Consider the following 22,182-nt stretch of genomic DNA (forward strand, 5'->3'; position numbering starts at 1 on the left):
TCATATTTATCACTTATTAAAACCTATTAAGTCCTTAACTACTTCAGAAGCAATAATTAACCCTGCTACTGAAGGAACAAAGGAAACACTTCCAGGAATTTGTCTTCTAACAACACATGTCCTCTCTTTATTTGGGCATATACAATCTGTTTTACAGTTTCCTTCAGTTTGTCTTGGCGTGATAGGTTTTTCTTTGGAATATACTACTTTAAGTTTTTTTATTCCTTGTTTTTTTAACTCTCTTCTCATTACCCTTGCTAAAGGACAGATAGATGTATCATACAAATCTGCAACTTCTAACATAGTAGGATTTAATTTATTTCCTGCTCCCATACAACTTATTATAGGTAATCCCCTTTTATTACATCTAACTATTAAATCTATTTTTGAAGATACCATATCTATAGCATCTACAACATAATCGTAATCATTAGATAATAGCCTATCAGCAGTTTCACTATTATATAATTCTTTATATGTTTTTACTTTAACTTTAGGATTAATTTCTAAAACTCTTTTTTTCATAACTTCAACCTTTGGTTTTCCTACTGTTTTCCTAGTGGCATGAATCTGCCTATTCAGGTTAGTTAAACATACATCATCATCATCTACTAACACAAGATTTCCTATACCAGACCTTACTAGCCCCTCTACAACAAAGCTTCCTACACCACCTATTCCAAATACAGCTACAGTACTTTCCTTAAGCTTATTAAGTCCTTCTGTTCCTATAAGCATTTCAGTTCTTGAAAATTCATGTAACATCTGCTACACCTCTTATTAATAGTTTTTTTATAGGTTTAGTACATTTTATTAGATTCATTATAATATTAGCATAGTTTATAGAGTTTAGCAATTTAGTTATAATTTAAACTAAAAATATAGCCAGGATAAAGGTTCCTGGCTAATTAACTAATCATCTAATTTAATATGAAGTTCTTCTAACTGTTCAATGCTAACTTCTGATGGTGCATCAGTTAATAATGAAGTTGCATTTTGGGTCTTAGGAAAAGCTATAACATCTCTTATGTTATCACTACCTGTTAGAAGCATAATAAGTCTGTCAAATCCATATGCTATACCACCATGTGGTGGTGTTCCGTATTTAAAAGCATCTAATAGGAATCCGAACTTATTTCTAGCTTCTTCCATAGAAAATCCTAACGCTTTAAACATTCTCTTCTGAAGTTCAGAGTTGTTTATCCTTATACTTCCTCCACCAATTTCATCGCCATTAATAACTATATCATAGGCCTTTGCTCTTACTTTTTCTGGTTCTGTTTCTAAAAGTTCTATATCTTCATCAACTGGATGAGTAAAAGGATGATGTTTAGCTACATATCTATCCTCTTCTTCATCATATTCAAATAGTGGAAAATCTACAACCCATACAAGCTTATAGTCATCCTCATCAATTATATCTAGCTGTTTTGCTACTTCTATTCTTAAATGTCCTAGTGAATCAAAAACTACGCTTTGTTTATCTGCAACAAATAAAAGTAAGTCTCCTGCTTCTCCATCCATTCTTTCAATAATTTTATTTAATTCTTCTTCACCTAAAAACTTAGCTATTGGTGAACTAATACCATCATTATTTATCTTTATCCATGCCAATCCTTTAGCTCCATAAGTCCTTGCATAATTTTCCAATTTAGATATATCTTTTCTACTAAAATTATCAGCATATCCTTTAATATTTATCCCTCTAACTTCTCCACCATTTTTAATAGTACCGCTAAAAACTTTGAATTGGGAGTTTTTAACAATATCTGTTATATTTTTTAATTCAAAACCAAATCTTAAGTCCGGCTTGTCTGTACCATATCTTTCCATAGCCTCATTATAACTCATTCTCTTTATAGGTAAGTCAATTTCAATTCCTTTTATTTCTTTGAATATTTTATATATAAGTTTTTCGTTTAACTCTATTACATCATCAACATCAACAAAGGACATCTCCAAATCAATTTGTGTAAATTCAGGTTGTCTATTGGCTCTTAAGTCCTCGTCTCTAAAACATTTAACTATTTGGTAGTATCTGTCCATACCAGAAACCATGAGAAGTTGTTTCATAATTTGTGGTGACTGTGGTAATGCATAAAATTTTCCCGGATTAACTCTACTTGGCACTAAATAATCTCTAGCACCTTCTGGTGTAGGTTTAGTTAACATAGGAGTTTCTATTTCAACAAAATTATTTTCATCTAAAAATTCCCTTACAACCTTAGCGGTTTTATGTCTAATTTTAAGATTTCTTTGCATTAAAGGCTTTCTTAAATCTAAATATCTATATTTGAGTCTCATTGCTTCTGATACATCATCATCGTCTTTAATATAAATAGGAGGAGTTTCTGCTTCATCTAAAATTTTTAATTCTTCAACGAAAACTTCAATCTCACCTGTAGGGATATTTTTGTTAACTGATTGCCTTTTTTCTACTTTACCTCTAACAGCTAGAACATATTCACTTCTAATAGTATCAGCTTTGTCAAAGGCCTCTTTAGACACATCTTTATCAAAAACAATTTGTACAATACCCGTTGTATCTCTTAAATCTACAAATATTAAACCGCCTAAATCTCTTCTTTTCTGTACCCACCCCATTAATATTACTTCTTCACCAATATTATCTGTTCTTAAATTGCCACACATGTGAGTACGTCTTAGTTTCCCCATCGTTTCACCCATTAATATTACCTCCTTTACTTCATCTTCAAAATATTAACTAAATCATTTATCTTAATTTCTTCTTCTTTTCCAGTCTCCATATTTCTCAAGGTGACAACTCCCTTATCTAACTCGTCATCACCTATTACTACTGTATATTTAGCATTTATCTTATTAGAAAATTTAAATTGAGCTCTAACGCTTCTATCTAAGAAGTCCTTGTCAGCTGAAATTCCATTTTGTCTTAAATCATAAAGTAATCTAAATGCTTCCTTCTCTGCTTTTTCACCTATAGTTACAAAAAATACATCTAATCCTTTTTCTTTTGGAATTTCAATACCTTTGTTCTCTAGAGTAAGTAAAAGTCTTTCTATACCCATGCCGAATCCAACCCCTGGGGTTGACGGCCCTCCTATTTCTTCGACTAAACCGTCATATCTTCCTCCACCACATACAGTAGATTGGGCTCCAATTTCAGTCGATATAAACTCAAATGCAGTTTTAGTATAATAATCAAGTCCTCTTACTATTTTAGGATCTACAACAAAGTCAATTTTAAGTGCTTCTAAGTACTGTTTTACTTTATCAAAATGATTATTACAATCATCACATAAGTGGTCTATCATTAAAGGTACGTCTTGTAGCTGTTCTTGACATTTTTTATTTTTACAGTCGATTATTCTCATAGGATTTTTATCAAATCTAGTCTTACATGTATCACATAAATAATCTACTTTCTTAGTTAAATATTCTTTCAAAATTTTATTATATTCTTTTCTACACTCTGGACAACCAACACTATTAATATGTAATTCAATATCTTCAACTCCAAGTCTTTTATACAAAGTTAAAACTATACTAATTACTTCAACATCAATAGCAGGATTTTTACTACCAAAAACTTCAACACCAAATTGATGATGTTCTCTTAATCTTCCTTTTTGAGGTCTTTCATACCTAAGTACAGGTATAATATAAAACAATTTAGTTGGTTGGGGCTGTGCATAAAGTTTATTTTCAATAAATGATCTAGCTGTAGGAGCAGTGCCTTCTGGTTTTAAAGTTATACTCCTTCCACCTCTATCTTCAAAAGTATACATTTCTTTCTGAACAACATCTGTAGTTTCGCCAACTCCTCTTTCAAATAGTTCAGTATGTTCAAATACTGGCGTTCTAATCTCTCTATATCCGAAGTTTTTGCATACTTCTCTAAACATATTTTCCACATACTGCCATTTATATGATTCAGATGGTAAAACATCTTTCGTACCCCTTGGCACCCTAGTTAGCATATTCATCCTCCTTTTCACATTTATACGGATTATAACCACAAAAACTATACTTTAAAATAAAAGCCCATAATATTATTTTAATAAAAGGGGCTTTCCCTCTACTTATATTGTCTATATATTATAATTGAAATGGTTAAGGGTGTCAATTATCTTAAATATTTCCTCTTTCTTTCTATCATCTCTTCAACTCTATTAATATATTCATTAGGATCTTTTACATTAGGTACTCTTTCAATTCTATTTTCTGCTGGATATACCATTTTTGTAACTCCACCTGCTCCTAATGCTATTATTGTTTGTTTTTCCTCCATTATTAACATGTTATATATGCATTCTTTATCTTTTTTTGTGTAACCGATATTTTCAAAATTACCTAAAATTTGCTTTTGTCTATACATATAATAAGGATACATGTCCATTTCCTTGGCATAATCCATTGTAATGTTTAGCATGTTTCTAATGGTTTTAGCATCTTGTAAAGTAAAATTATTTCTTTCATTCCTCAATTTCGAAGCCTTTTTTAATGCTAAAGTATGAACTGTTAAATTATCAGGACTCAGTTGTAATATTTGATTCATTGTTTTATTAATCTCTTTCTCGCCTTCCTCAGGTAGTCCTATAATTATATCCATATTTATTTTTTTAAATCCAATTTTTCTAGCCAATTCATAGGTTTGTCTAATATCTTCAGTTGTGTGTCTTCTTCCTATACCCTTTAAAGTCGTATCATTCATTGTTTGGGGATTTATACTTATTCTATCAATTCCGTTTTCTTTTAACATTAATAGCATTTCCTTGTTTATAGTATCAGGTCTTCCTGCTTCAACTGTAAACTCCTTTATTTTTTTTTGATCATATATATTATTTACCTTTTCTATAATTCTCTGTAAATCTCTACTAGGAATTGAAGTCGGAGTGCCTCCACCGATATAAACTGTTTGTAATTTCATGTCTTTAGTAAACTCAGCTACTTTTTCAAGCTCAAACAACAACTTCTCAATATATTTATTAACTAAATCACTTTTTTTCCTTAATGAATAAGCAGGAAAAGAACAATAAATACATCTTGAAGGACAAAATGGGATACTAATATATAGACTAAAATTTTTCTCATCAATTGGATAAATAAATTGTCTTTGATTATTAGCTATATTTATAATTAAGTTAGCCTTATCCCTAGATATTTTATATTGTTTCATTAGGACCTCTAAAATAGTCTCTTCAACAATACCTTTATCCATTAATTCATGGACAATTTTTGTAGGTCTTACACCAGTTAGAATTCCCCATGGAACGTCTTTTTTACATATTTTCGATATAGCATCAAAAATACTTTTTTTAATAGCTATCTTTTTCTTTTTTTTCAGATTATCTTCCTTTATATCGATTTTATTAATATTATCTATATTAGAAGAACTTATATATATACCATTTATATATATATTAGTATTAACAATATAGTTATCATTTTCGTTTTTTAAATAACTCTCAATTAAAAGGCCTTGGTTATTATCCAAAGCCTTTTCTTTAATAAAAAGAATTTCTTCATCAAAATAAAATAATTTTAGGAGCTGATACACATCATACCTGTACTCATGACCTTCTAGATATACTTTTATCATAAATCCTCTCCCTACTTTCCTTTCCCTATATCATCTAATACTTTATTAATATAAGTTTTTGGAATTCCTAATTCTCTTGCAAGTTCATCATTACTTAATCCTTTATTTGAAAGCTCAATAAAGTCGTGTAAATCTATATCCCTTAGCATATTTTGATTTCTTTCATAAATATATTCATAAATACTTTTTCTCATAATAACACCCCTCAAAGTTTTTATATAATATTATTTTGCCTCCTACCTTTGAGAGGTATTCTATTTTATTGTATAAAAGTATTTGTGTTTTTTTCTATCCCAATTGTTGTCACTGGTCCATGGCCTGGAAATAATTTAACGTCATCATCATATATTAATATTTTTTCTTTTATCGATTTTATAATTTTATCAAAGGAACCACCATACAGATCAGTTCTACCGATAGAACCTGCAAATAATGTATCACCTGTTAATATATTATTATCCACTTTTATACAGATACTTCCCTTTGTGTGTCCAGGTGTATGTATGATAATAGCTTCATATTTTCCAAATTTTAATTTATCCCCTTCTTTTAAAACTTTATCAGGTTTAATTTCAATATTATCCATACTCATATGAGAGGATAGATTTTTTTCTGCATCTATTAGCAGTTCTTCATCATTCTCATGAATCAATATTGTAGCATCCATCTTATCTTTTAATTCAATTAAACCTCCTATATGATCTCCATGTCCATGGGTTAAAACTATATATTTTACATTTAAGTCTAATTCTTTTATTTTTAAGATTATATCATCTACATCTCCACCTGGATCAACAATAATAGCTTCTTTTGTTACTTCATCACCAAGAATATAGCAATTAGCACCATAAATTCCGGCAGGTACCCTTTGAAGAATCATTTTATCCCTCCTAAAAAACTTTTTTACTATCAAGTAATATAGTAACAGGTCCATCATTATTTAATTCAACATTCATATATTCTCCAAATTCACCTGTTTCCACTTTTATACCATAACTTTTACATTTATCTACAAAGTCTTTATATAGCTCTACAGCTTTTTTAGGAGGTGCAGCATCTGTAAAATTGGGTCTTCTACCTTTTCTTACGTCACCATATAATGTAAATTGAGAAACAACTAATAATTCCCCTTTAATATCTAGAAGAGATAGGTTTAATTTTTCATTTTCATCTTCAAATATTCTTAATTTAACAATTTTTTCTGTTAAATATTTAATATCTTCTTCACTATCATTTTTTCCTATACCTAATAAAACTAGTAATCCCTTTCCTATCTCTCCTGTAGTTTTGTCTTTCACAGCAACTTTTGCATTTTTTACTCTTTGTACCACAGCCCTCATTAATCTACCACTCCTTTAAGTTAATACTCTATAAACATCTATTACATCTTTATGTTTTTTAACCTTTTTCATAAATTTATTTAGCTGTTCAACCCCTTTAATTTCAAGAGTAATATTAATTAAGGCAAGTTTCTCCTTATTTGTCCTTGCATGAAGTGAAGTAACAGTTAGATTTCCCTCCGATAAAAGCTGTGTTATTTCACTTAATAAACCTGGTTTATCACTAGCTTTAATTTGAATTTCAGCTGAATAGGAAACTTTTTTAGCCTCATCCCACTCTACTTCAACAAATCTCTCCTGATTTTCTAAGTTATTAATGTTAGGGCAATCCTTGCGATGAATTGATACTCCTCTACCTCTTGTAATATAACCAATTATTTCATCCCCAGGTACAGGATTGCAACACTTTGAAAATCTTACTTTAACATTATCTATCCCTTTTATTTTTACTCCTTGTTTCGGCCTATAAGTTTTTTTATTTTTTACTTGTTTTAATAATTCCTCTTTTTTATCTTCCTTTTTACTGTAGTAATCATTATATAATTCTACTAATTTATGAGTAATTTGTGCTAATGTAATACTTCCATACCCAAGAGCTGCATACAAATCATCTACACTGTTTAGACTTAGTTTTTGGGCCACTTTCTTTAGCCAATCATCTTTTAAAATTTCAGTTAGCTTATATCCTTGTCTTTTAACCTCTTTTTCAAGCATGTCTTTTCCTTTATTTATATTTTGTGCTTTTTCTTCCCTCTTAAACCATTGTTTTATCTTGCTTTTTGCTTGGCTACTTTTTACAATTTTAAGCCAATCTCTGCTAGGACCATTACTATTTGCCGAAGTAATAATCTCAACAATATTACCATTTTTAAGTTTGTAATCTAAAGGAACTATTCTGCCATCTACCTTAGCACCTACACAATTATTTCCAACCGCTGTGTGAACCCTATAGGCAAAATCAATAGGAGTTGAACCAGCTGGTAAATTAATCACATCTCCTTTAGGGGTAAAAACAAAAACTTCATTTGTAAACAAATCAATCTTAAGTGATTCCATAAATTCTTTAGGATCCTTCATCTCTTTTTGCCACTCTAAAACTTGTCTTAACCAGGAAAGCTTTTTGTCTAATTCATCAGTTTTATTATTTCCCTCTTTATATTTCCAGTGAGCAGCGATACCATATTCAGCAGTCCTATGCATTTCCCAAGTTCTTATTTGGATTTCTAAAGGCTCCCCTTGCGGTCCGATAACTGTAGTATGAAGAGATTGATACATGTTAGGTTTAGGCATAGCAATATAGTCTTTAAATCGACCTGGAATAGGCTTCCATATAGTGTGGACAATCCCTAAAACTGCATAACAGTCTTTTACAGTTTCAACTATAATTCTAATAGCAGTTAAATCATAAATTTGATTAAAGGTCTTATTTTGGTAATGCATTTTTCTATAAATACTGTAAAAATGTTTAGGTCTCCCGTTTATTTCACAGTCTATTTTTGTTTCTTTTAACTTCTCTTTTAATATTTTTATAACATTATTTATATATGCTTCTCTCTCTCTTCTCTTTTTAGAAACTTTTTCAACTAAGTCATAATACCCTTCAGGATCTATATATCTTAGAGATAAGTCTTCTAATTCCCACTTAATTTTAGAAATACCTAATCTATGGGCTATTGGAGCATAAATTTCTAAAGTTTCTAAAGCTTTTTCCTTCTTTTTAGCCTCTGTCATATAATTTAAAGTCCTCATATTGTGAAGTCTGTCGGCTAATTTTATAATAATCACCCTTATATCTTTAGACATTGCAATGACCATTTTTCTTAAATTTTCAGCCTGTCTTTCTTGTTTTGTTCTATATTTTAATTTTTTTAATTTAGTAACACCCTCAACCAAGTTGGCAATTTCTTCATTAAAATTCTCTCTTAATTTTTCATATGTTGCATCTGTATCTTCAATAACATCATGTAATAAGCCGGCCGCAATAGTAGCAACATCCATGTTTAAGTCAGCTAAAATCATTGCTACATTAAATGGATGTACGAAAAATCTTTCACCGGAATTACGAACCTGACCAGCATGTGCAGATTCTGCAAAATTATATGCCCTAATAACCAGATCTAGATCTCCAAGGGGGTTATATTGTTCTATTTTAGAAATTAAATTAGATAACAAATTGCCCACCCTCTTATATATAAAAGTATTTTATAGCAAAATATATAGGTATAGTATATCACAATAGCTTTATTATAAAAACATTAATATAAAAAAGTCTTCTATTAAAAATAAAGGATTCTCAAGGTTGACTTTTTTGAAACACATGCCGAAAATTATATTTTTTCCACAGTTTTTATTTGTTTATAATTTCCTATGTGTTATTAAAAAAAGCGAACAAAGTTCGCTTCCGCTATGAGAACCTAATCCCCTTTGGCTATTACTTAAAAATCTTAAGCACCCTCTAATAAAAACTCCCACATTAGTGGGCTTAATGTTAATTATAGAGGGACTAATTAGTCCCTCTATTTCCTTGGTCTAATTAAAATTTTACTATTGAATTAACTTCATAACCTTCTAAAGCTTCCCTACCCTTTAAAAATTCTAGTTCAATAAAGAAACTAATTGCTACAACCTCTCCTCCTAACTCTTCAATTAAACTAACCGTTGACTTTACTGTACCTCCAGTTGCTAATAAATCATCTACAACTACGACTTTCTGTCCAGGCTTAATGGCATCTTTATGTATTTCTAATTTATCTGTTCCATATTCTAATTCATATTCAGCACTTATAGTTTCAGCTGGTAATTTTCCAGGTTTTCTAACAGGTACAAAACCAGCACCTAATTTATATGCTAGTGGAGCCCCTATCAAAAATCCTCTAGCCTCTGGGCCTACTATAATGTCAATTTCTTTATCCTTAAGCTGATCTGCTATTTGGTCAATACATTCCTTAAAAGCATCTTTATCCTTAAGCACAGTAGTTATGTCCTTGAAATTAATTCCTTCTTTTGGAAAATCTTTAATATTTCTTATTTTAGTTCTTAGATCCATTTTATTTCCTCCCTTAGCAATATAAATTATTATTAAGGATTTGTGACATAATTTGTGTATTTTCTTTTAGTTTATATAAATGTTTAAATTTTTTAGTGTCCATAATATTAAATTTTTCTTTCGGTTTTTTATGGATTTTAATATAACATACATTATCTATAATCTTGTAATTTATTAAATTGCAATCTCTAAGCACTTCAAGACATAGTTCTAATTTAGTCTTATTTATTGAAATTTTTGGAATGTTTTGTAAATAATCTAGATAACTATCTAAATCAATCTTTAGTACTTTATTTTTTTTAGATAGAAAAGACTTGTATATAATTCGTAATTCAGTAACTGAAGGTAAAATTCCTTCTAATACTTTTCGATTTAAATCAATATCCTTTCTACTAGCCAATATTAAAATATTTTTATCTCGGAACTTCTCTATTATATCAAAAAATACCTTATTATGAAAAGAAAAATCAAAAAATACTATTTTTTTATACCTCTTAATATTTATATCATTAATAATTGGATTTATAACTATACTATTAGCCTTAAGTTCTTTATCACTATTGTAAGATATAGAGACTCTTTTTAACAAATCCCTTCCTTGCAATCTTAATTCATTTAAAAAGATTTTTAAATTTAAATAATTGTTTATGAAAATTAAGTTATCATTTTCATTTTTTAATAAATTAAATAAGTAACATAATCTATCTTCTTTATTTAGAAAATAAATATCACTTAAGTTAAATTTATTAATAATCTCAATATCATTATTAAATAAGGTCTTTTTAAGTGAATCATAATAACTTTGCTTAGTTATAGTATTATTTTTCTCTATAATTTCCTTGATATTGAACTGTATTTTTTCAACACCAGAAAAGTCATTAATTTCTATAGCAGTTATAACATCAATTTTGTCTTTTACTTTTATCTTTTTGATATAGTGTCCCATATTAAATCCAATACAATCTATACTTTTGCCATCCCTTTCTACAACCATTTTCAAATGTTTATTCTGTGACCCTACTTGTTTAATACTTTTTACTATTAAATCTTTACACAAAAATTGTGGGCTTGGATTATCAATACCAAAAGGTTCTAGCTTTTCTAAATCTTTAATTATTTTTATTGTTATATTATCTAAAGAAACCTCACAGTCAACTTCAATTTCTGGAATTAAATCCTCTTCAGTCATTAAATTTTCAGCAATCTCATTAATTTTATTTCTAAAAATATTGATTTTATCTTTACTTATAGATAATCCTGCCGCTTGTTTATGACCTCCAAAAGTATTAAATAATTCTTTACATCTACTTAATGCATCATATATATTAAAACTAGATATACTCCTTGCAGATCCTTTACCTTCTCCATCTTCAATTGAAATTAGTATTGATGGTTTGTAATATTTTTCTGTTATTCTAGAACTAACAATTCCAATAACACCAGAATGCCAGTTTTCAGATGCAATAACTAAAACCTTCTCTTTATGATAGTTTTTATCACTTTTAATAATCTCCTCTGCTTCATCAAGAATTTTAGCTTCAATTTGTTGTCTTTTATTATTTTCATCGTTAAGTTTTTTGGCAAGTTCCTTTGCTTTATATTCATCATCTGTAGTAAGTAGTTCAACTCCACTACTAGCAAAACCAACCCTTCCCGCTGCATTTATTCTAGGGCCTAAAACAAAGCCAATATGACCACTACTTATTTTTTTGTTAGCTAATCCTGTAACATCTATTAAAGCCTTAATTCCTTTGTTAGTAGTTTTTTGCATAAGTTTTAAACCATTTTTTACAATAATCCTGTTTTCCCCTAGTAGTGAAACCACATCTGCAACAGTACCTGTTGCTACAATAGGCAAAATTTCATTATAATCAAGTTCTATATTTAATTCTTTAGATAGTGCCTGTATAAGTTTAAAGGCTACTCCAACTCCAGCAAGCTTCTTAAAGGGATACATACAATCTTCTCTATTTGGATTAATCACTGCTAAAGCTTTTGGGATGTCTTTAGGGCATTGATGATGGTCAGTTACTATTATATCAACTCCTATTTCTTTACAGTAATTTATCTCTTTAATAGAACTAATTCCACAATCTACAGTTATGATTAATTGGCCTTTATTCAATGCAATGTAATCTATTGCATCTTTATTTAAACCGTATCCTTCTTTTAATCTATCTGGTATATAATAGTTAACTTCGATACCAAGCTTTTTAAAAAATAACTTTAATATTGAAGTACTTGTAATGCCATCTACATCATAGTCACCATAAATCCAAATATTTTCTCTATTATCAATCGCCTTCTTTATCCTATTAACTGCCTTGTCCATATCCTTAAGTAGAAAAGGATCATTTAATCTATCTATATCTGCTTCCAAAAACATTTGGCATTCTTCTGAACTTTCTAGTCCTCTATTTAATAATATCTTTGCTATTAATTCTGAAATATTTAACTTTTGACTAATCTCTTTAGCTTTTTTATATTCTGTGTCAACTATCTTTACTACTTTATCGAATCGTATCATAACTGTACTCCTTTAGTATTAAAATTACATAATTCATTATAGCTAAATAGACTTAAATCTTCAATAATATGCTTAATTACTATGGATATTTGGTGATTTTACTTTTTTGTTTTCATCTCTTGTGTCATCATTTTTTCCACTGTTGTTAGCCATGTTATCTCCATTTGTTAATTCCTCTTGTTGTTCTAAGTATTTAGTTAGCTTTTTTTCTATTTTTGTTTTTGCTTCCTCTAAACTAGTTATTTTTCTTTTTAAATCCTTAATTTTAAGATTTAACTTAAATTGTCGTACTAAATTTAAAGCGGTAGCTATTACAGCTCCTAATGATGCAGAAACAAGTATAACGATAGCTTGAGAAATTTGTATTTTTTTAAATATAAAATCAATCATAACTTGACTAGAATTTTGTAATGCAAAAATTGCTATTAAAATAGCAAAAACTAAAGACAGAATAAATCCAACTTGCATATTTAACACCCCTTATTATTTTTTTAATAGTATAGAAATAATTAAAAAAAGCCCTAAAACCCCAGAAGTTGCATAACCTATTAAGCCAAAAGCAGACATTCCTAATAACTTTGGTCCAATATTTGCTTGTATTACAAGTGATGAGCCAATAATAATTGATGATACTAATAAACTTAAAGATATTCTATTGGTCATATTATTAATTTCATCTTCCAAATCTTTAAGACCTTTAAGTTGTACATATAATTTAATTTTATCTTTTTCTAATTTAGATAATATACTGATTATTTGCTTAGGTATAAATTTTATGTCATCATAGTAGCTAGTTGATATATTAGTAATACCTTTTAGCAAATTTTTAGGTTTCAATCTGTTTAATTGCATGTTTTTTAAAACTTCATTTGATATATTTGTTAAATTAAACTTAGGATTTAGCTTTTTCCCCGTACCTTCTACAATAATTATTGTTTTTAAGAGTAATGCAAGTTGTGATGGCATTTTTAATTTATGCTTATATGCGATTTGTAATAATTCATTAAATGCATTTCCTAAACTTAATTTTTTCAAAGGAACATTGTAATAATAGTTAACAAGATAGTATAAGTCTTTTTCTAATCCCATTTTGTCGGTTTTATCTGTAATAACTTCCATTCTACTTAACTTATAGATTATTCTTTCTATATCTCTATTTATCCCTGCTCTCAATAGACTTATAATTAAATCAAGGGTTTTTTTATCTATATACCCAACTATTCCAAAATCAATAAAACCAACTTTATTCTCATTTATTACTAAAACATTCCCTGGATGTGGATCACCGTGAAATAAACCATGAATAAAAACTTGTTCCATAAAAATTTTTGCACCTAATCTAGCTATTTTCTCTTTATCCCATCCTAATTTTTCTATTTCTTTGATATTACTAACCTTAACCCCTTTAATTTCTTCCATTACTAATACTCTTTTTGTTGTATATTCCCAATATATTTTAGGAATATAGACTCTGTTATCATTTTTAAAATTTTCTCTAAAGCTGTCACAATTTTGAGCTTCATATGTATAATCTAGTTCCTTCTTTATAAAATATGAAAATTCTTTAACTATCTCTACTGCCTTCACAGGACTTCTCTTACTAAAATGTTCATCTAGCATATGGGCTATAAAATATAAAATATCTATATCAGTATTAATTATTTTTTGTATATTAGGCCTTTGAATCTTAACAACTACTTTGTCACCATTTTTAAGGTTGGCTTTGTATACTTGACCAATTGATGCTGAAGCTATAGGAATTTTATTAAAGTGTTCAAAGATATTTTCAATTTCTGTTTCTAATTCATTTTCTATTATTTCTTTAGCTATTTCATAGTCAAATTCCTTAACTCTATCTTGAAGCTGACTTAGTTCTTCTACTATATCCTTTGGTAATATATCATATCTAGTGCTTAAAATTTGACCAAGTTTTATAAAAGTAGGGCCTAATTCTTCAAATGCTAGACGTATTCTTTCAGCTCTAGAATAATTTTTATATAGTTCTTTAGAAGCTTTAAAAAAATATCTATTAAATGGAAAACTTTTATCCACTTTTTCAGTTAAAAAACTAAAACCATATTTTGTTAGTACCTTAGCTATTTCTCTATATCTTTTTAAATTTTTATAGCTTCTCTCAATTCTATTTATTTTCAAAAAATCACCCCTTAGTAGAGGATTAAAATATGTATATTTCAACTTACTATATTTTTTCAATCTAAACGCTAATTTATTAATTAAAAACCGCCCATAAACAAAGGGCGGCTTATTTTACAACAATTAGGCTTTATTTGGTCTAATGTTTTTTCCTCTAGTTTTTAATAAATACCAAACAGGACTTGCTATAAAAATTGAAGAATACGTTCCTGCTAAAATCCCAACAATTAGGGGTAATGCAAAATCTTTAATTGCTTCAACACCTAGAATATATAGAGTTACAATAGCTAACAATGTAGTAAATGAAGTATTTATAGACCTTGAAATTGTTTGTTGTATACTCTTATTTACTAATTCATCATAATTTTTTCTTTTGATAACTTTTAAATTTTCTCTTATTCTATCAAAAACTACTATAGTATCGTTTATAGAGTAACCTACAATTGTTAAAATTGCTGCTACAAAAGAACTATTTACTGGAACTTTTAAAAGTGCATAAACTGCTAAAGCTATCAAAACATCATGTATCAAAGCAACTATTGCAGAAATCCCAAACATTAACTCAAATCTAAAGGTTATATATAAAAGCATTCCGACTGTCGCTATTAACACTGCTATTATAGCTTTTCTCCTTATTTCTTTACCAATTGCAGGGCCAAATTTTTCTGATTGAATAAAATCTTCATCTTTCAGATTATACTTATTTTTAAATTTGTTAAAAATTTCTAATCTATTCTTATTATTTAAATCTAAGGTTGTTTTAACTATTATTTTCTCTTTATTATCACCTGCATGTAATATACTAGCATTTTTATCAAATTGGTCTGTAATTTCTCTTATTTCATTAACTGAAACTTTTTTCCCTAAATTAATCTGCATTAGGGTTCCACCGGTAAAGTCAATCCCATAATTAAGACCACTTATTATAGCTACTACAATTCCTGTTAATATAATAGCTATAGATAATATGAAAAAAATATTTCTTTTGCCTATTATATTCATATTAATCCCCCCACTAAGCTCCATATAATTTTGTGTTTCTAGTAATATTCATTTTTACAACTAGTTTTAGTAAAAACTTTGTTATAAACACAGCTGTAAGCATAGAAGCTGCTAATCCTATAAGAAGTGTTACAGCAAATCCCTTAATTGGTCCTGTACCAAATTGAAAAAGTACAAGTCCTGCTATAAATGTAGTTACATTAGCATCTATAACGGTTCTTAATGCCCTTTTAAATCCTGAGTCTACTGCAGATCTTAAAGTTTTTCCATTTCTTATTTCTTCTTTAATTCTTTCAAAAATTACAACATTAGCATCCACAGCCATACCTATCGAAAGTATTAAACCAGCAATACCTGGTAATGTTAAAGTAGCATCTAAATATGTCATAGTGCCTAAGACTAATAAAATATATATAATAAGGGCTATGTCTGCTATTAAACCTGGTATTCTATAATAAATAATCATAAATATAAATATTAATAAAAGTCCAATTTTAGCAGCATTTACACTTTTATCTAAAGATGCTAGTCCTAATGTAGGACCTATTACTGATGTTTGGACTTCTTTCATTTCAACAGGAAGGGCTCCTGCTCTTATTAATGTAGCAAGTTTACTTGCCTCTTCAACTGTAAAACCACCTGTAATAATAGCTTGACCATTTGTAATAGGTTCAGTTACTGCTGGATTTGAGATAATCTCTTCATCAAGTACAATATAAATAATTTTTTCTATATCATTTGTTTTTTGAGCTAATTTACTTGTGGCTTGTGCAAATTTTTCTGTTCCCTCTTTATCAAACTCTAATGCAACAACCGGTACTTCTCTACCAGTGCCATCAGGACTATATGTTACCTCTGATTTTTTTACATTTTTTCCTGTAACTACAACATTACCTTCATAGTCGATAAACTGTAATTGTGCAGTTTTACCAATTATATCTATTGCTTCTTGTGCATTTTTTACACCTGGAAGTTCTACTCTTATTCTTTTATTACCTTCTATTACTATATTAGGCTCAGCAACACCTAACCCGTCAACCCTCTGTCTTATAACGGCTTTAGCTTGTTCCATTTTTCTAGCTAATTCATCTCCAGTTGCATCAGTCTGAGCTTCTAGTAATACAAATACTCCACCTTTTAGGTCTAAACCTAACTTCATTTCTTCCTGTACTGGTACAATTTCATATTTTCCTAAATCTAATCCATATATTGATGAATATGATATTAAACCAACCAAAGCTACAATTATTATAAAAAATATAGCACTTTTTGCCCTCATTTTAATCCCCCTTTATTTCTTTAGTTCCTTATGTCTATTGGCATATTCAACATAGTCTACTGCAGATTTTTTTATAGATTGTATTTCTTCTTCTGTCAATTTTCTTACTACTTTTGCTGGAGAACCTAAGACTAGTGAACCAGAAGGTATTTTTTTACCAGGTGTTACAATGCTTCCTGCTCCAATTAGCACATTATCTTCTATTTCGGCACCATCAAGTATTATGGAACCCATTCCTACTAACACATTATTTCCTATATTACATGCATGAATAATTGCATTATGGCCTACTGTAACATAATCTCCAATTATGGTTTTATATTCTTTAGCTATATGAACTGTACACCCATCCTGTATATTAGTATATTTACCAATAATTATTTCGTTTTCGTCTCCCCTTAAAACTGATTTATACCATACACTTGATTTTTCCCCAATAGTCACTTTACCTATAATCTCAGCGCTTTTAGCTATAAAGCAACTTTCATGCATTTGGGGCTTTATTCCATTATATTCAAGAATCACTATATCACTCCTAATCTTTAAGATTTGCAGCAATAGAAAGGGCACATTCTATACGTTTTTTCTCCATTGCACAACCTAGCTTATATGGCTTAGTAATATCTTTATTAATGTAATATGCATTAGCCATACAACCTCCACTACAATAGAACTTAGCCCAGCAATCTTTACACTCTTCCTTAGTATATATATTTACACTTCTAAACTTATCTCTTAAATCCTCTCTAATTATTCCGTTAAAAACATCTCCTATTTTAAATTGTGGTTGGTCAACAAATTGATGACAAGGATACAAGTCTCCACTTGGAGTAACTGCAAGATAGTTAGACCCAGCTCCACAACCTGTAACCCTTCTTATGACACAAGGTCCTTGATCAAGGTCTATAACAAAATGATAAAATATAAATCTTTCTCCAGATTTATTAATTTTAATATACTCTTTAGATAGTTTTTCATATTCTTCTAATATCTTTTCAATATGCTCTTCTAATAATGAATAGTCTTCATTTGGGTCACATACTACAGGTTCTAAAGAGGTAACATCAAAACCTAGTTCTTTATAATGAAGAACATCCTTAGAAAAATCTAAATTATCCCTAGTAAAGGTTCCCCTTATGAAATAATCTTTATTACCTCTTTTTTCTATGAGCTTTTTAAACTTTTGTACAATTAAATCATAGCTACCCTTATTATTGATAGTTGGTCTCATTTTATCATGAACTTCTTTTCTTCCATCTAAGCTTAAAACTACATTTTCCATATGTTCGTTTATAAAATCGATTTTTTCATCATCTAATAATAAACCATTAGTTGTAATTGTAAAGCTAATATTTTTATCATATTCATCTTGTAATTTCCTTCCATATATAACTAATTCTTTTACTACTTCAAAATTTAAAAGTGGTTCTCCACCGAAGAAATCTACATCTAAATTTTTTCTATTTCTTGAATTTTTCACTAAAAACTCTAATGCTTTTTTCCCAACATCTAAAGGCATTAATTCTCTCTTACCACTATAATTACCTTGAGAAGCAAAACAGTATTTACAATTAAGATTACAATCATGAGCAACATGTAAACATAATGCTTTAACTATATTTTGGTCTTTATAATTAAAATGTTTTTCGTAATGGTCTTTACTATACAAAAGTTCTTCATCTTCTAATTTTTTGATTTCCTTATATGCTTCTTTAATATCTGATTTATCATATCTATTCTCTAACTTTAAAATAATATCTTCTAATGTAGATTCTTTATAAAAATCTAATATATCAAACACTAATTCATCTACTACATGAACAGAACCACTATTTACATCTAATACTATATTTTTACCATTTAAATGGAATTTATGAATTCCCATTGTTATTTCCTCCTGCTTTTATTATATTTATTATCTATTTTAATTAAGCAAAAAAATAATCCTAAAATATTAGTTATTCAAGGATTTGACTTAATTAAACTATAAAAAAGTAGTGGAAACCCACTACTTTTATGTAGTTACTTATCGTTTTCACATTTTTGATTACCAACTGTACATGAAGTTTTACATGCAGATTGACAGGAAGTTTGGCATTCTCCACAACCACTATTACATACTGTTTTATTTAAACTACGTCCACTTATTGTTTTTATGTGTTTCATACTATACCTCCTTAAACTTTTTTCCTTTAGATTATATCACAAATAATTATTACATAAAAGCCTTATTTTAGATTAATACCTATCATACCTCCAATTGCTCCTGTAATAAGTCCAATTAATATTTTTAATATAGCGTTAACATCAAATGTAAAGGTAGTAATAAAAATACTACTTAATAATACAATTATTATTACATAAACAAGTCCAACAATTCCACCATTTAGCCAACCTTTTTGTTCTACTTTTAATGAGGTATATATTGCACCTAATACTATACTAAAGACCATTACAATAGAATTTACTAGAGGAATTATTTTTTCAGAAATACTAGTGTATGTCATAACAATAGCAAAAATTAAAATACAGATTAAAGTAACCACATAACTAAAGCCTATGCCCTTAACTAAAATCAGTCCATAACTTCCTTTTCTAGATTCATTATAATTCATAAATTCACCTCCATATACCCTTACTCCATATTTATGTCTTTTAAAAAAAGTTTATTACTTTATTGAATATAATTGGATTATCTCAACAAAAAATAAAAAAGGCTTCCTTTAAGAAGCCTTTTTATGTACTATTCTTCTGTTTCAGTGTTATTTCTTACACTACCTATTGCCCATCTAGCAATTTCAAATTTATTCTTATCTGAGCCAACTTCTATAGTTACTATATCATCTTTTAGTTTAGTAATTTTACCATATATACCCCCTATAGTTGTAACTTCATCTCCCACCTTTAAATTTTGCCTCATTTCTTCAATTTGCTTTTGTTTTTTCTTTTGAGGTCTTATTAGAAGAAAATAAAATATTACTAAAAATAGAATAGGTAGTAATAGTCCAGAAAATCCTTGCAAATTTTGTCCCTCCTTCCTTACTTTATTATTATTCAACAAAATATTTCTATATCCTTTTTATTATTTTATATAACCATATTTTTTATAAAATTCTTCTCTGTATTCTAATAGTCTATCTTCCTTTATAGCTTTTCTAATATTTTCCATAAGTTTTAATAAGAAATATAGATTATGAATAGTTGCTAACCTTGCTGCTAAAATTTCATTTGCCTTAAATAGATGTCTTATATATGCTCTAGTATAGTTTTTACATGCATAACAGTCACATTCAGGATCTAATGGTGAAAAGTCTCTAGCATATTCAGCATTTCTAACTACTAACCTTCCATGACTAGTTAAAACAGTACCGTTCCTTGCAATTCTAGTAGGAAGCACGCAATCGAACATATCTATTCCTCTTATAACTCCCTCAAATAAATAATTTGGACTACCAACACCCATAAGGTATCTAGGTTTATCTTCTGGTAGTAGTGGAGCTGTATAATCTAATACTTCATACATGATTTCTTTTGGTTCTCCTACACTTAAACCACCAATTGCATATCCAGGAAAATCTAAATCAATAATTTCTTTAGCACTTTGTTCTCTTAAGTCCTTATACATACCACCTTGAACTATACCAAATAAAGCTTGAGTTTCAGGATTTTTATGGGCATCCTTACATCTCTTTGCCCATCTTGTAGTTCTTTCTAGAGATTTTTTAACATAATCTCTATCACTTGGATATGGAGGACATTCATCAAATGCCATTATAATATCAGCACCTAAGGAATTTTGAATTTCAATTGATTTTTCAGGGCTTATAAAATGCTTTGAACCATCTAAGTGTGACCTAAATTCAACACCTTCTTCTGTTATTTTTCTTAAATCACCTAAACTAAAAACTTGGAAACCACCACTGTCAGTTAATATTGGCTTATCCCAATTCATAAATTTATGTAAACCACCTGCTTCTTCAACCAAATCATGACCTGGTCTTAAGTAAAGATGATATGTATTACTTAATATAATCTGTGCACCAATTTCTTTAAGTTCTTCAGGTGTCATAGTTTTAACAGTAGCTTTAGTTCCAACAGGCATAAATATTGGGGTTTCCACTATCCCATGTGGGGTATGAAGTCGCCCTAATCTTGCATTACATTCATTAGATTTTTTTATTAGTTCATATTTTACAGCCATTATATGCCTCCTTACTTAATTTATTTTATAAACATAGCATCTCCAAAACTAAAAAATCTGTAATTCTCTTTAACTGCTACATTATAGGCATTTAATATATTTTTCCTTCCAGTTAACGCACTTACAAGCATAATAAGAGTTGATTCTGGTAAATGGAAATTTGTTATTAAATTATCCACCACTTTAAATTTGTATCCAGGATAAATAAATATATCTGTCCAACCTTTTTGTGCTTTAACTTTTCCATTATCATCTGCCACTGATTCTAAGGTTCTTGTTGTTGTTGTTCCTACTGAAATTATTCTTCCACCAGATTCTTTTATTCTATTTATTGTTTCAGCTGCCTTTTTGCTTACCTCATAATACTCTGAATGCATTTTATGTTCTTTAATATTTTCTACTTTTACAGGTCTAAAAGTTCCCAAACCAACGTGTAGTGTTATATAAACTATTTCAATACCTTTTTTCTCAATTTTTTCTAATAATTCGTGTGTAAAATGCAATCCTGCTGTTGGTGCAGCAGCAGATCCTTCATTTTTAGAGTAAACTGTTTGATATCTTTCCTTATCATCTAATTCTTTTTTTATATATGGCGGAAGTGGCATTTTCCCTAGTCTATCTAAAATCTCTTCAAAAATTCCATCATATTTAAACTCTGCTATTCTAGTTCCACTTTCCCTATTAATACCTAGTATTTTGGCTTCAAGTAATCCATCTCCGAACACAAATTCTGTACCTATTTTTGCTCTTTTACCTGGCTTAACTAGAATTTCCCACTTGTCATCTTCTAATCTTGTTAATAATAAAAACTCTATTTTTCCACCTGTATCCTTTCTTTTTCCAAATAATCTTGCTGGAATTACCCTTGTATCATTTAAGACTAAACAGTCTCCTGGATTTAAATAGTTAATAATATCTTTAAATTTTCTATGTTCTATTTCTCCATTTTCTTTATCTAATATCATAAGTCTAGATTCTTCTCTATTTTTTAGTGGATGTTGTGCAATTAATTCTTCTGGAAGTTCAAAATAAAAATCCTGTTTTTTCATTTC

21 protein-coding genes are annotated in these 22,182 nt (G+C 28.8%); all 21 read right to left on the reverse strand.

Translation table 11 applies throughout. The features are described from left to right. Window positions 1-9: 9 nt before the first annotated feature. Window positions 10-765, reverse strand: a complete 756-nt coding sequence (locus BET03_RS02115) for a tRNA threonylcarbamoyladenosine dehydratase (RefSeq protein ID WP_120166744.1) — start codon at window positions 763-765, stop codon at window positions 10-12. 147 nt (window positions 766-912) lie between these two features. Then, window positions 913-2,688 carry an aspartate--tRNA ligase gene (aspS, locus tag BET03_RS02120; RefSeq protein WP_120166746.1) on the reverse strand — a complete coding sequence of 592 codons (1,776 nt, stop codon included), beginning with the start codon at window positions 2,686-2,688 and terminating at the stop codon, window positions 913-915. Between the two features lie 14 nt (window positions 2,689-2,702). Then, on the reverse strand, window positions 2,703-3,959 hold the full coding sequence (gene hisS, locus BET03_RS02125) for a histidine--tRNA ligase (RefSeq protein ID WP_120166748.1): 1,257 nt from the start codon (window positions 3,957-3,959) through the stop codon (window positions 2,703-2,705). A 146-nt stretch (window positions 3,960-4,105) separates the two neighbouring features. Then, on the reverse strand, window positions 4,106-5,581 hold the full coding sequence (hemZ, locus tag BET03_RS02130; RefSeq protein ID WP_120166750.1) for a coproporphyrinogen dehydrogenase HemZ: 1,476 nt from the start codon (window positions 5,579-5,581) through the stop codon (window positions 4,106-4,108). 11 nt (window positions 5,582-5,592) lie between these two features. Next, window positions 5,593-5,775, reverse strand: a complete 183-nt coding sequence (locus BET03_RS02135; RefSeq protein WP_120166752.1) for a hypothetical protein — start codon at window positions 5,773-5,775, stop codon at window positions 5,593-5,595. Window positions 5,776-5,840: 65 nt separating this feature from the next. Then, window positions 5,841-6,461, reverse strand: coding sequence for an MBL fold metallo-hydrolase (locus BET03_RS02140; RefSeq protein WP_120166754.1), 621 nt, complete (start codon window positions 6,459-6,461; stop codon window positions 5,841-5,843). 10 nt (window positions 6,462-6,471) lie between these two features. Then, on the reverse strand, window positions 6,472-6,921 hold the full coding sequence (gene dtd, locus BET03_RS02145; protein ID WP_120166756.1) for a D-aminoacyl-tRNA deacylase: 450 nt from the start codon (window positions 6,919-6,921) through the stop codon (window positions 6,472-6,474). A gap of 15 nt (window positions 6,922-6,936) precedes the next feature. Continuing rightward, window positions 6,937-9,093, reverse strand: a complete 2,157-nt coding sequence (locus BET03_RS02150) for a RelA/SpoT family protein (protein WP_120166758.1) — start codon at window positions 9,091-9,093, stop codon at window positions 6,937-6,939. 361 nt (window positions 9,094-9,454) lie between these two features. Beyond that, a complete protein-coding gene (locus BET03_RS02155) occupies window positions 9,455-9,967 on the reverse strand; it encodes an adenine phosphoribosyltransferase (RefSeq protein WP_120166760.1) in 513 nt (170 codons plus the stop codon). A 13-nt stretch (window positions 9,968-9,980) separates the two neighbouring features. Then, on the reverse strand, window positions 9,981-12,494 hold the full coding sequence (gene recJ, locus BET03_RS02160) for a single-stranded-DNA-specific exonuclease RecJ (RefSeq protein ID WP_120166762.1): 2,514 nt from the start codon (window positions 12,492-12,494) through the stop codon (window positions 9,981-9,983). Between the two features lie 72 nt (window positions 12,495-12,566). Beyond that, window positions 12,567-12,962 carry a LapA family protein gene (locus tag BET03_RS02165; protein ID WP_120166764.1) on the reverse strand — a complete coding sequence of 132 codons (396 nt, stop codon included), beginning with the start codon at window positions 12,960-12,962 and terminating at the stop codon, window positions 12,567-12,569. Window positions 12,963-12,977: 15 nt separating this feature from the next. After that, a complete protein-coding gene (locus BET03_RS02170; RefSeq protein ID WP_120166766.1) occupies window positions 12,978-14,648 on the reverse strand; it encodes an ABC1 kinase family protein in 1,671 nt (556 codons plus the stop codon). A 123-nt stretch (window positions 14,649-14,771) separates the two neighbouring features. Then, entirely contained in the window at window positions 14,772-15,650 is an 879-nt protein-coding gene (gene secF, locus BET03_RS02175) for a protein translocase subunit SecF (protein ID WP_120166768.1), read from the reverse strand. Window positions 15,651-15,663: 13 nt separating this feature from the next. Continuing rightward, window positions 15,664-16,929, reverse strand: coding sequence for a protein translocase subunit SecD (gene secD, locus BET03_RS02180; RefSeq protein WP_120166770.1), 1,266 nt, complete (start codon window positions 16,927-16,929; stop codon window positions 15,664-15,666). 12 nt (window positions 16,930-16,941) lie between these two features. Next, window positions 16,942-17,454 carry a gamma carbonic anhydrase family protein gene (locus BET03_RS02185; RefSeq protein ID WP_120166772.1) on the reverse strand — a complete coding sequence of 171 codons (513 nt, stop codon included), beginning with the start codon at window positions 17,452-17,454 and terminating at the stop codon, window positions 16,942-16,944. A gap of 10 nt (window positions 17,455-17,464) precedes the next feature. Next, the gene (gene scfB / locus BET03_RS02190; RefSeq protein WP_279230312.1) at window positions 17,465-18,814 is read right to left on the reverse strand and encodes a thioether cross-link-forming SCIFF peptide maturase; all 1,350 of its coding nucleotides are present in this window, start codon (window positions 18,812-18,814) and stop codon (window positions 17,465-17,467) included. Between the two features lie 137 nt (window positions 18,815-18,951). Beyond that, window positions 18,952-19,095, reverse strand: coding sequence for a six-cysteine ranthipeptide SCIFF (gene scfA / locus BET03_RS02195; RefSeq protein ID WP_120166777.1), 144 nt, complete (start codon window positions 19,093-19,095; stop codon window positions 18,952-18,954). A 62-nt stretch (window positions 19,096-19,157) separates the two neighbouring features. Further along, window positions 19,158-19,544 carry a TIGR04086 family membrane protein gene (locus BET03_RS02200; protein WP_120166779.1) on the reverse strand — a complete coding sequence of 129 codons (387 nt, stop codon included), beginning with the start codon at window positions 19,542-19,544 and terminating at the stop codon, window positions 19,158-19,160. 128 nt (window positions 19,545-19,672) lie between these two features. After that, the gene (gene yajC, locus BET03_RS02205) at window positions 19,673-19,951 is read right to left on the reverse strand and encodes a preprotein translocase subunit YajC (protein WP_120166781.1); all 279 of its coding nucleotides are present in this window, start codon (window positions 19,949-19,951) and stop codon (window positions 19,673-19,675) included. Between the two features lie 60 nt (window positions 19,952-20,011). Then, window positions 20,012-21,130: a tRNA guanosine(34) transglycosylase Tgt gene (gene tgt, locus BET03_RS02210; RefSeq protein ID WP_183108676.1), complete on the reverse strand. Its 1,119-nt coding sequence runs from the start codon at window positions 21,128-21,130 to the stop codon at window positions 20,012-20,014. Window positions 21,131-21,150: 20 nt separating this feature from the next. Continuing rightward, a complete protein-coding gene (gene queA / locus BET03_RS02215; protein WP_120166785.1) occupies window positions 21,151-22,179 on the reverse strand; it encodes a tRNA preQ1(34) S-adenosylmethionine ribosyltransferase-isomerase QueA in 1,029 nt (342 codons plus the stop codon). Window positions 22,180-22,182: the final 3 nt, after the last annotated feature.

Origin of the sequence: Thermohalobacter berrensis (genome assembly GCF_003609645.1) — a bacterium.
Taxonomy (GTDB): Bacteria; Bacillota; Clostridia; order Tissierellales; family Thermohalobacteraceae; genus Thermohalobacter; species Thermohalobacter berrensis.

Excerpts from the sequence above, each read along its gene's own strand:
- BET03_RS02115 (WP_120166744.1), bottom strand. The coding sequence starts at position 765 with ATGTTACATGAATTTTCAAGAACTGAAATGCTTATAGGAACAGAAGGA.
- aspS (WP_120166746.1), bottom strand. The coding sequence starts at position 2,688 with ATGGGTGAAACGATGGGGAAACTAAGACGTACTCACATGTGTGGCAAT.
- hisS (WP_120166748.1), bottom strand. The coding sequence starts at position 3,959 with ATGCTAACTAGGGTGCCAAGGGGTACGAAAGATGTTTTACCATCTGAA.
- hemZ (WP_120166750.1), bottom strand. The coding sequence starts at position 5,581 with ATGATAAAAGTATATCTAGAAGGTCATGAGTACAGGTATGATGTGTAT.
- BET03_RS02135 (WP_120166752.1), bottom strand. The coding sequence starts at position 5,775 with ATGAGAAAAAGTATTTATGAATATATTTATGAAAGAAATCAAAATATG.
- BET03_RS02140 (WP_120166754.1), bottom strand. The coding sequence starts at position 6,461 with ATGATTCTTCAAAGGGTACCTGCCGGAATTTATGGTGCTAATTGCTAT.
- dtd (WP_120166756.1), bottom strand. The coding sequence starts at position 6,921 with ATGAGGGCTGTGGTACAAAGAGTAAAAAATGCAAAAGTTGCTGTGAAA.
- BET03_RS02155 (WP_120166760.1), bottom strand. The coding sequence starts at position 9,967 with ATGGATCTAAGAACTAAAATAAGAAATATTAAAGATTTTCCAAAAGAA.
- recJ (WP_120166762.1), bottom strand. The coding sequence starts at position 12,494 with ATGATACGATTCGATAAAGTAGTAAAGATAGTTGACACAGAATATAAA.
- BET03_RS02165 (WP_120166764.1), bottom strand. The coding sequence starts at position 12,962 with ATGCAAGTTGGATTTATTCTGTCTTTAGTTTTTGCTATTTTAATAGCA.
- secF (WP_120166768.1), bottom strand. The coding sequence starts at position 15,650 with ATGAATATAATAGGCAAAAGAAATATTTTTTTCATATTATCTATAGCT.
- secD (WP_120166770.1), bottom strand. The coding sequence starts at position 16,929 with ATGAGGGCAAAAAGTGCTATATTTTTTATAATAATTGTAGCTTTGGTT.
- scfB (WP_279230312.1), bottom strand. The coding sequence starts at position 18,814 with ATGGGAATTCATAAATTCCATTTAAATGGTAAAAATATAGTATTAGAT.
- scfA (WP_120166777.1), bottom strand. The coding sequence starts at position 19,095 with ATGAAACACATAAAAACAATAAGTGGACGTAGTTTAAATAAAACAGTA.
- BET03_RS02200 (WP_120166779.1), bottom strand. The coding sequence starts at position 19,544 with ATGAATTATAATGAATCTAGAAAAGGAAGTTATGGACTGATTTTAGTT.
- tgt (WP_183108676.1), bottom strand. The coding sequence starts at position 21,130 with ATGGCTGTAAAATATGAACTAATAAAAAAATCTAATGAATGTAATGCA.
- queA (WP_120166785.1), bottom strand. The coding sequence starts at position 22,179 with ATGAAAAAACAGGATTTTTATTTTGAACTTCCAGAAGAATTAATTGCA.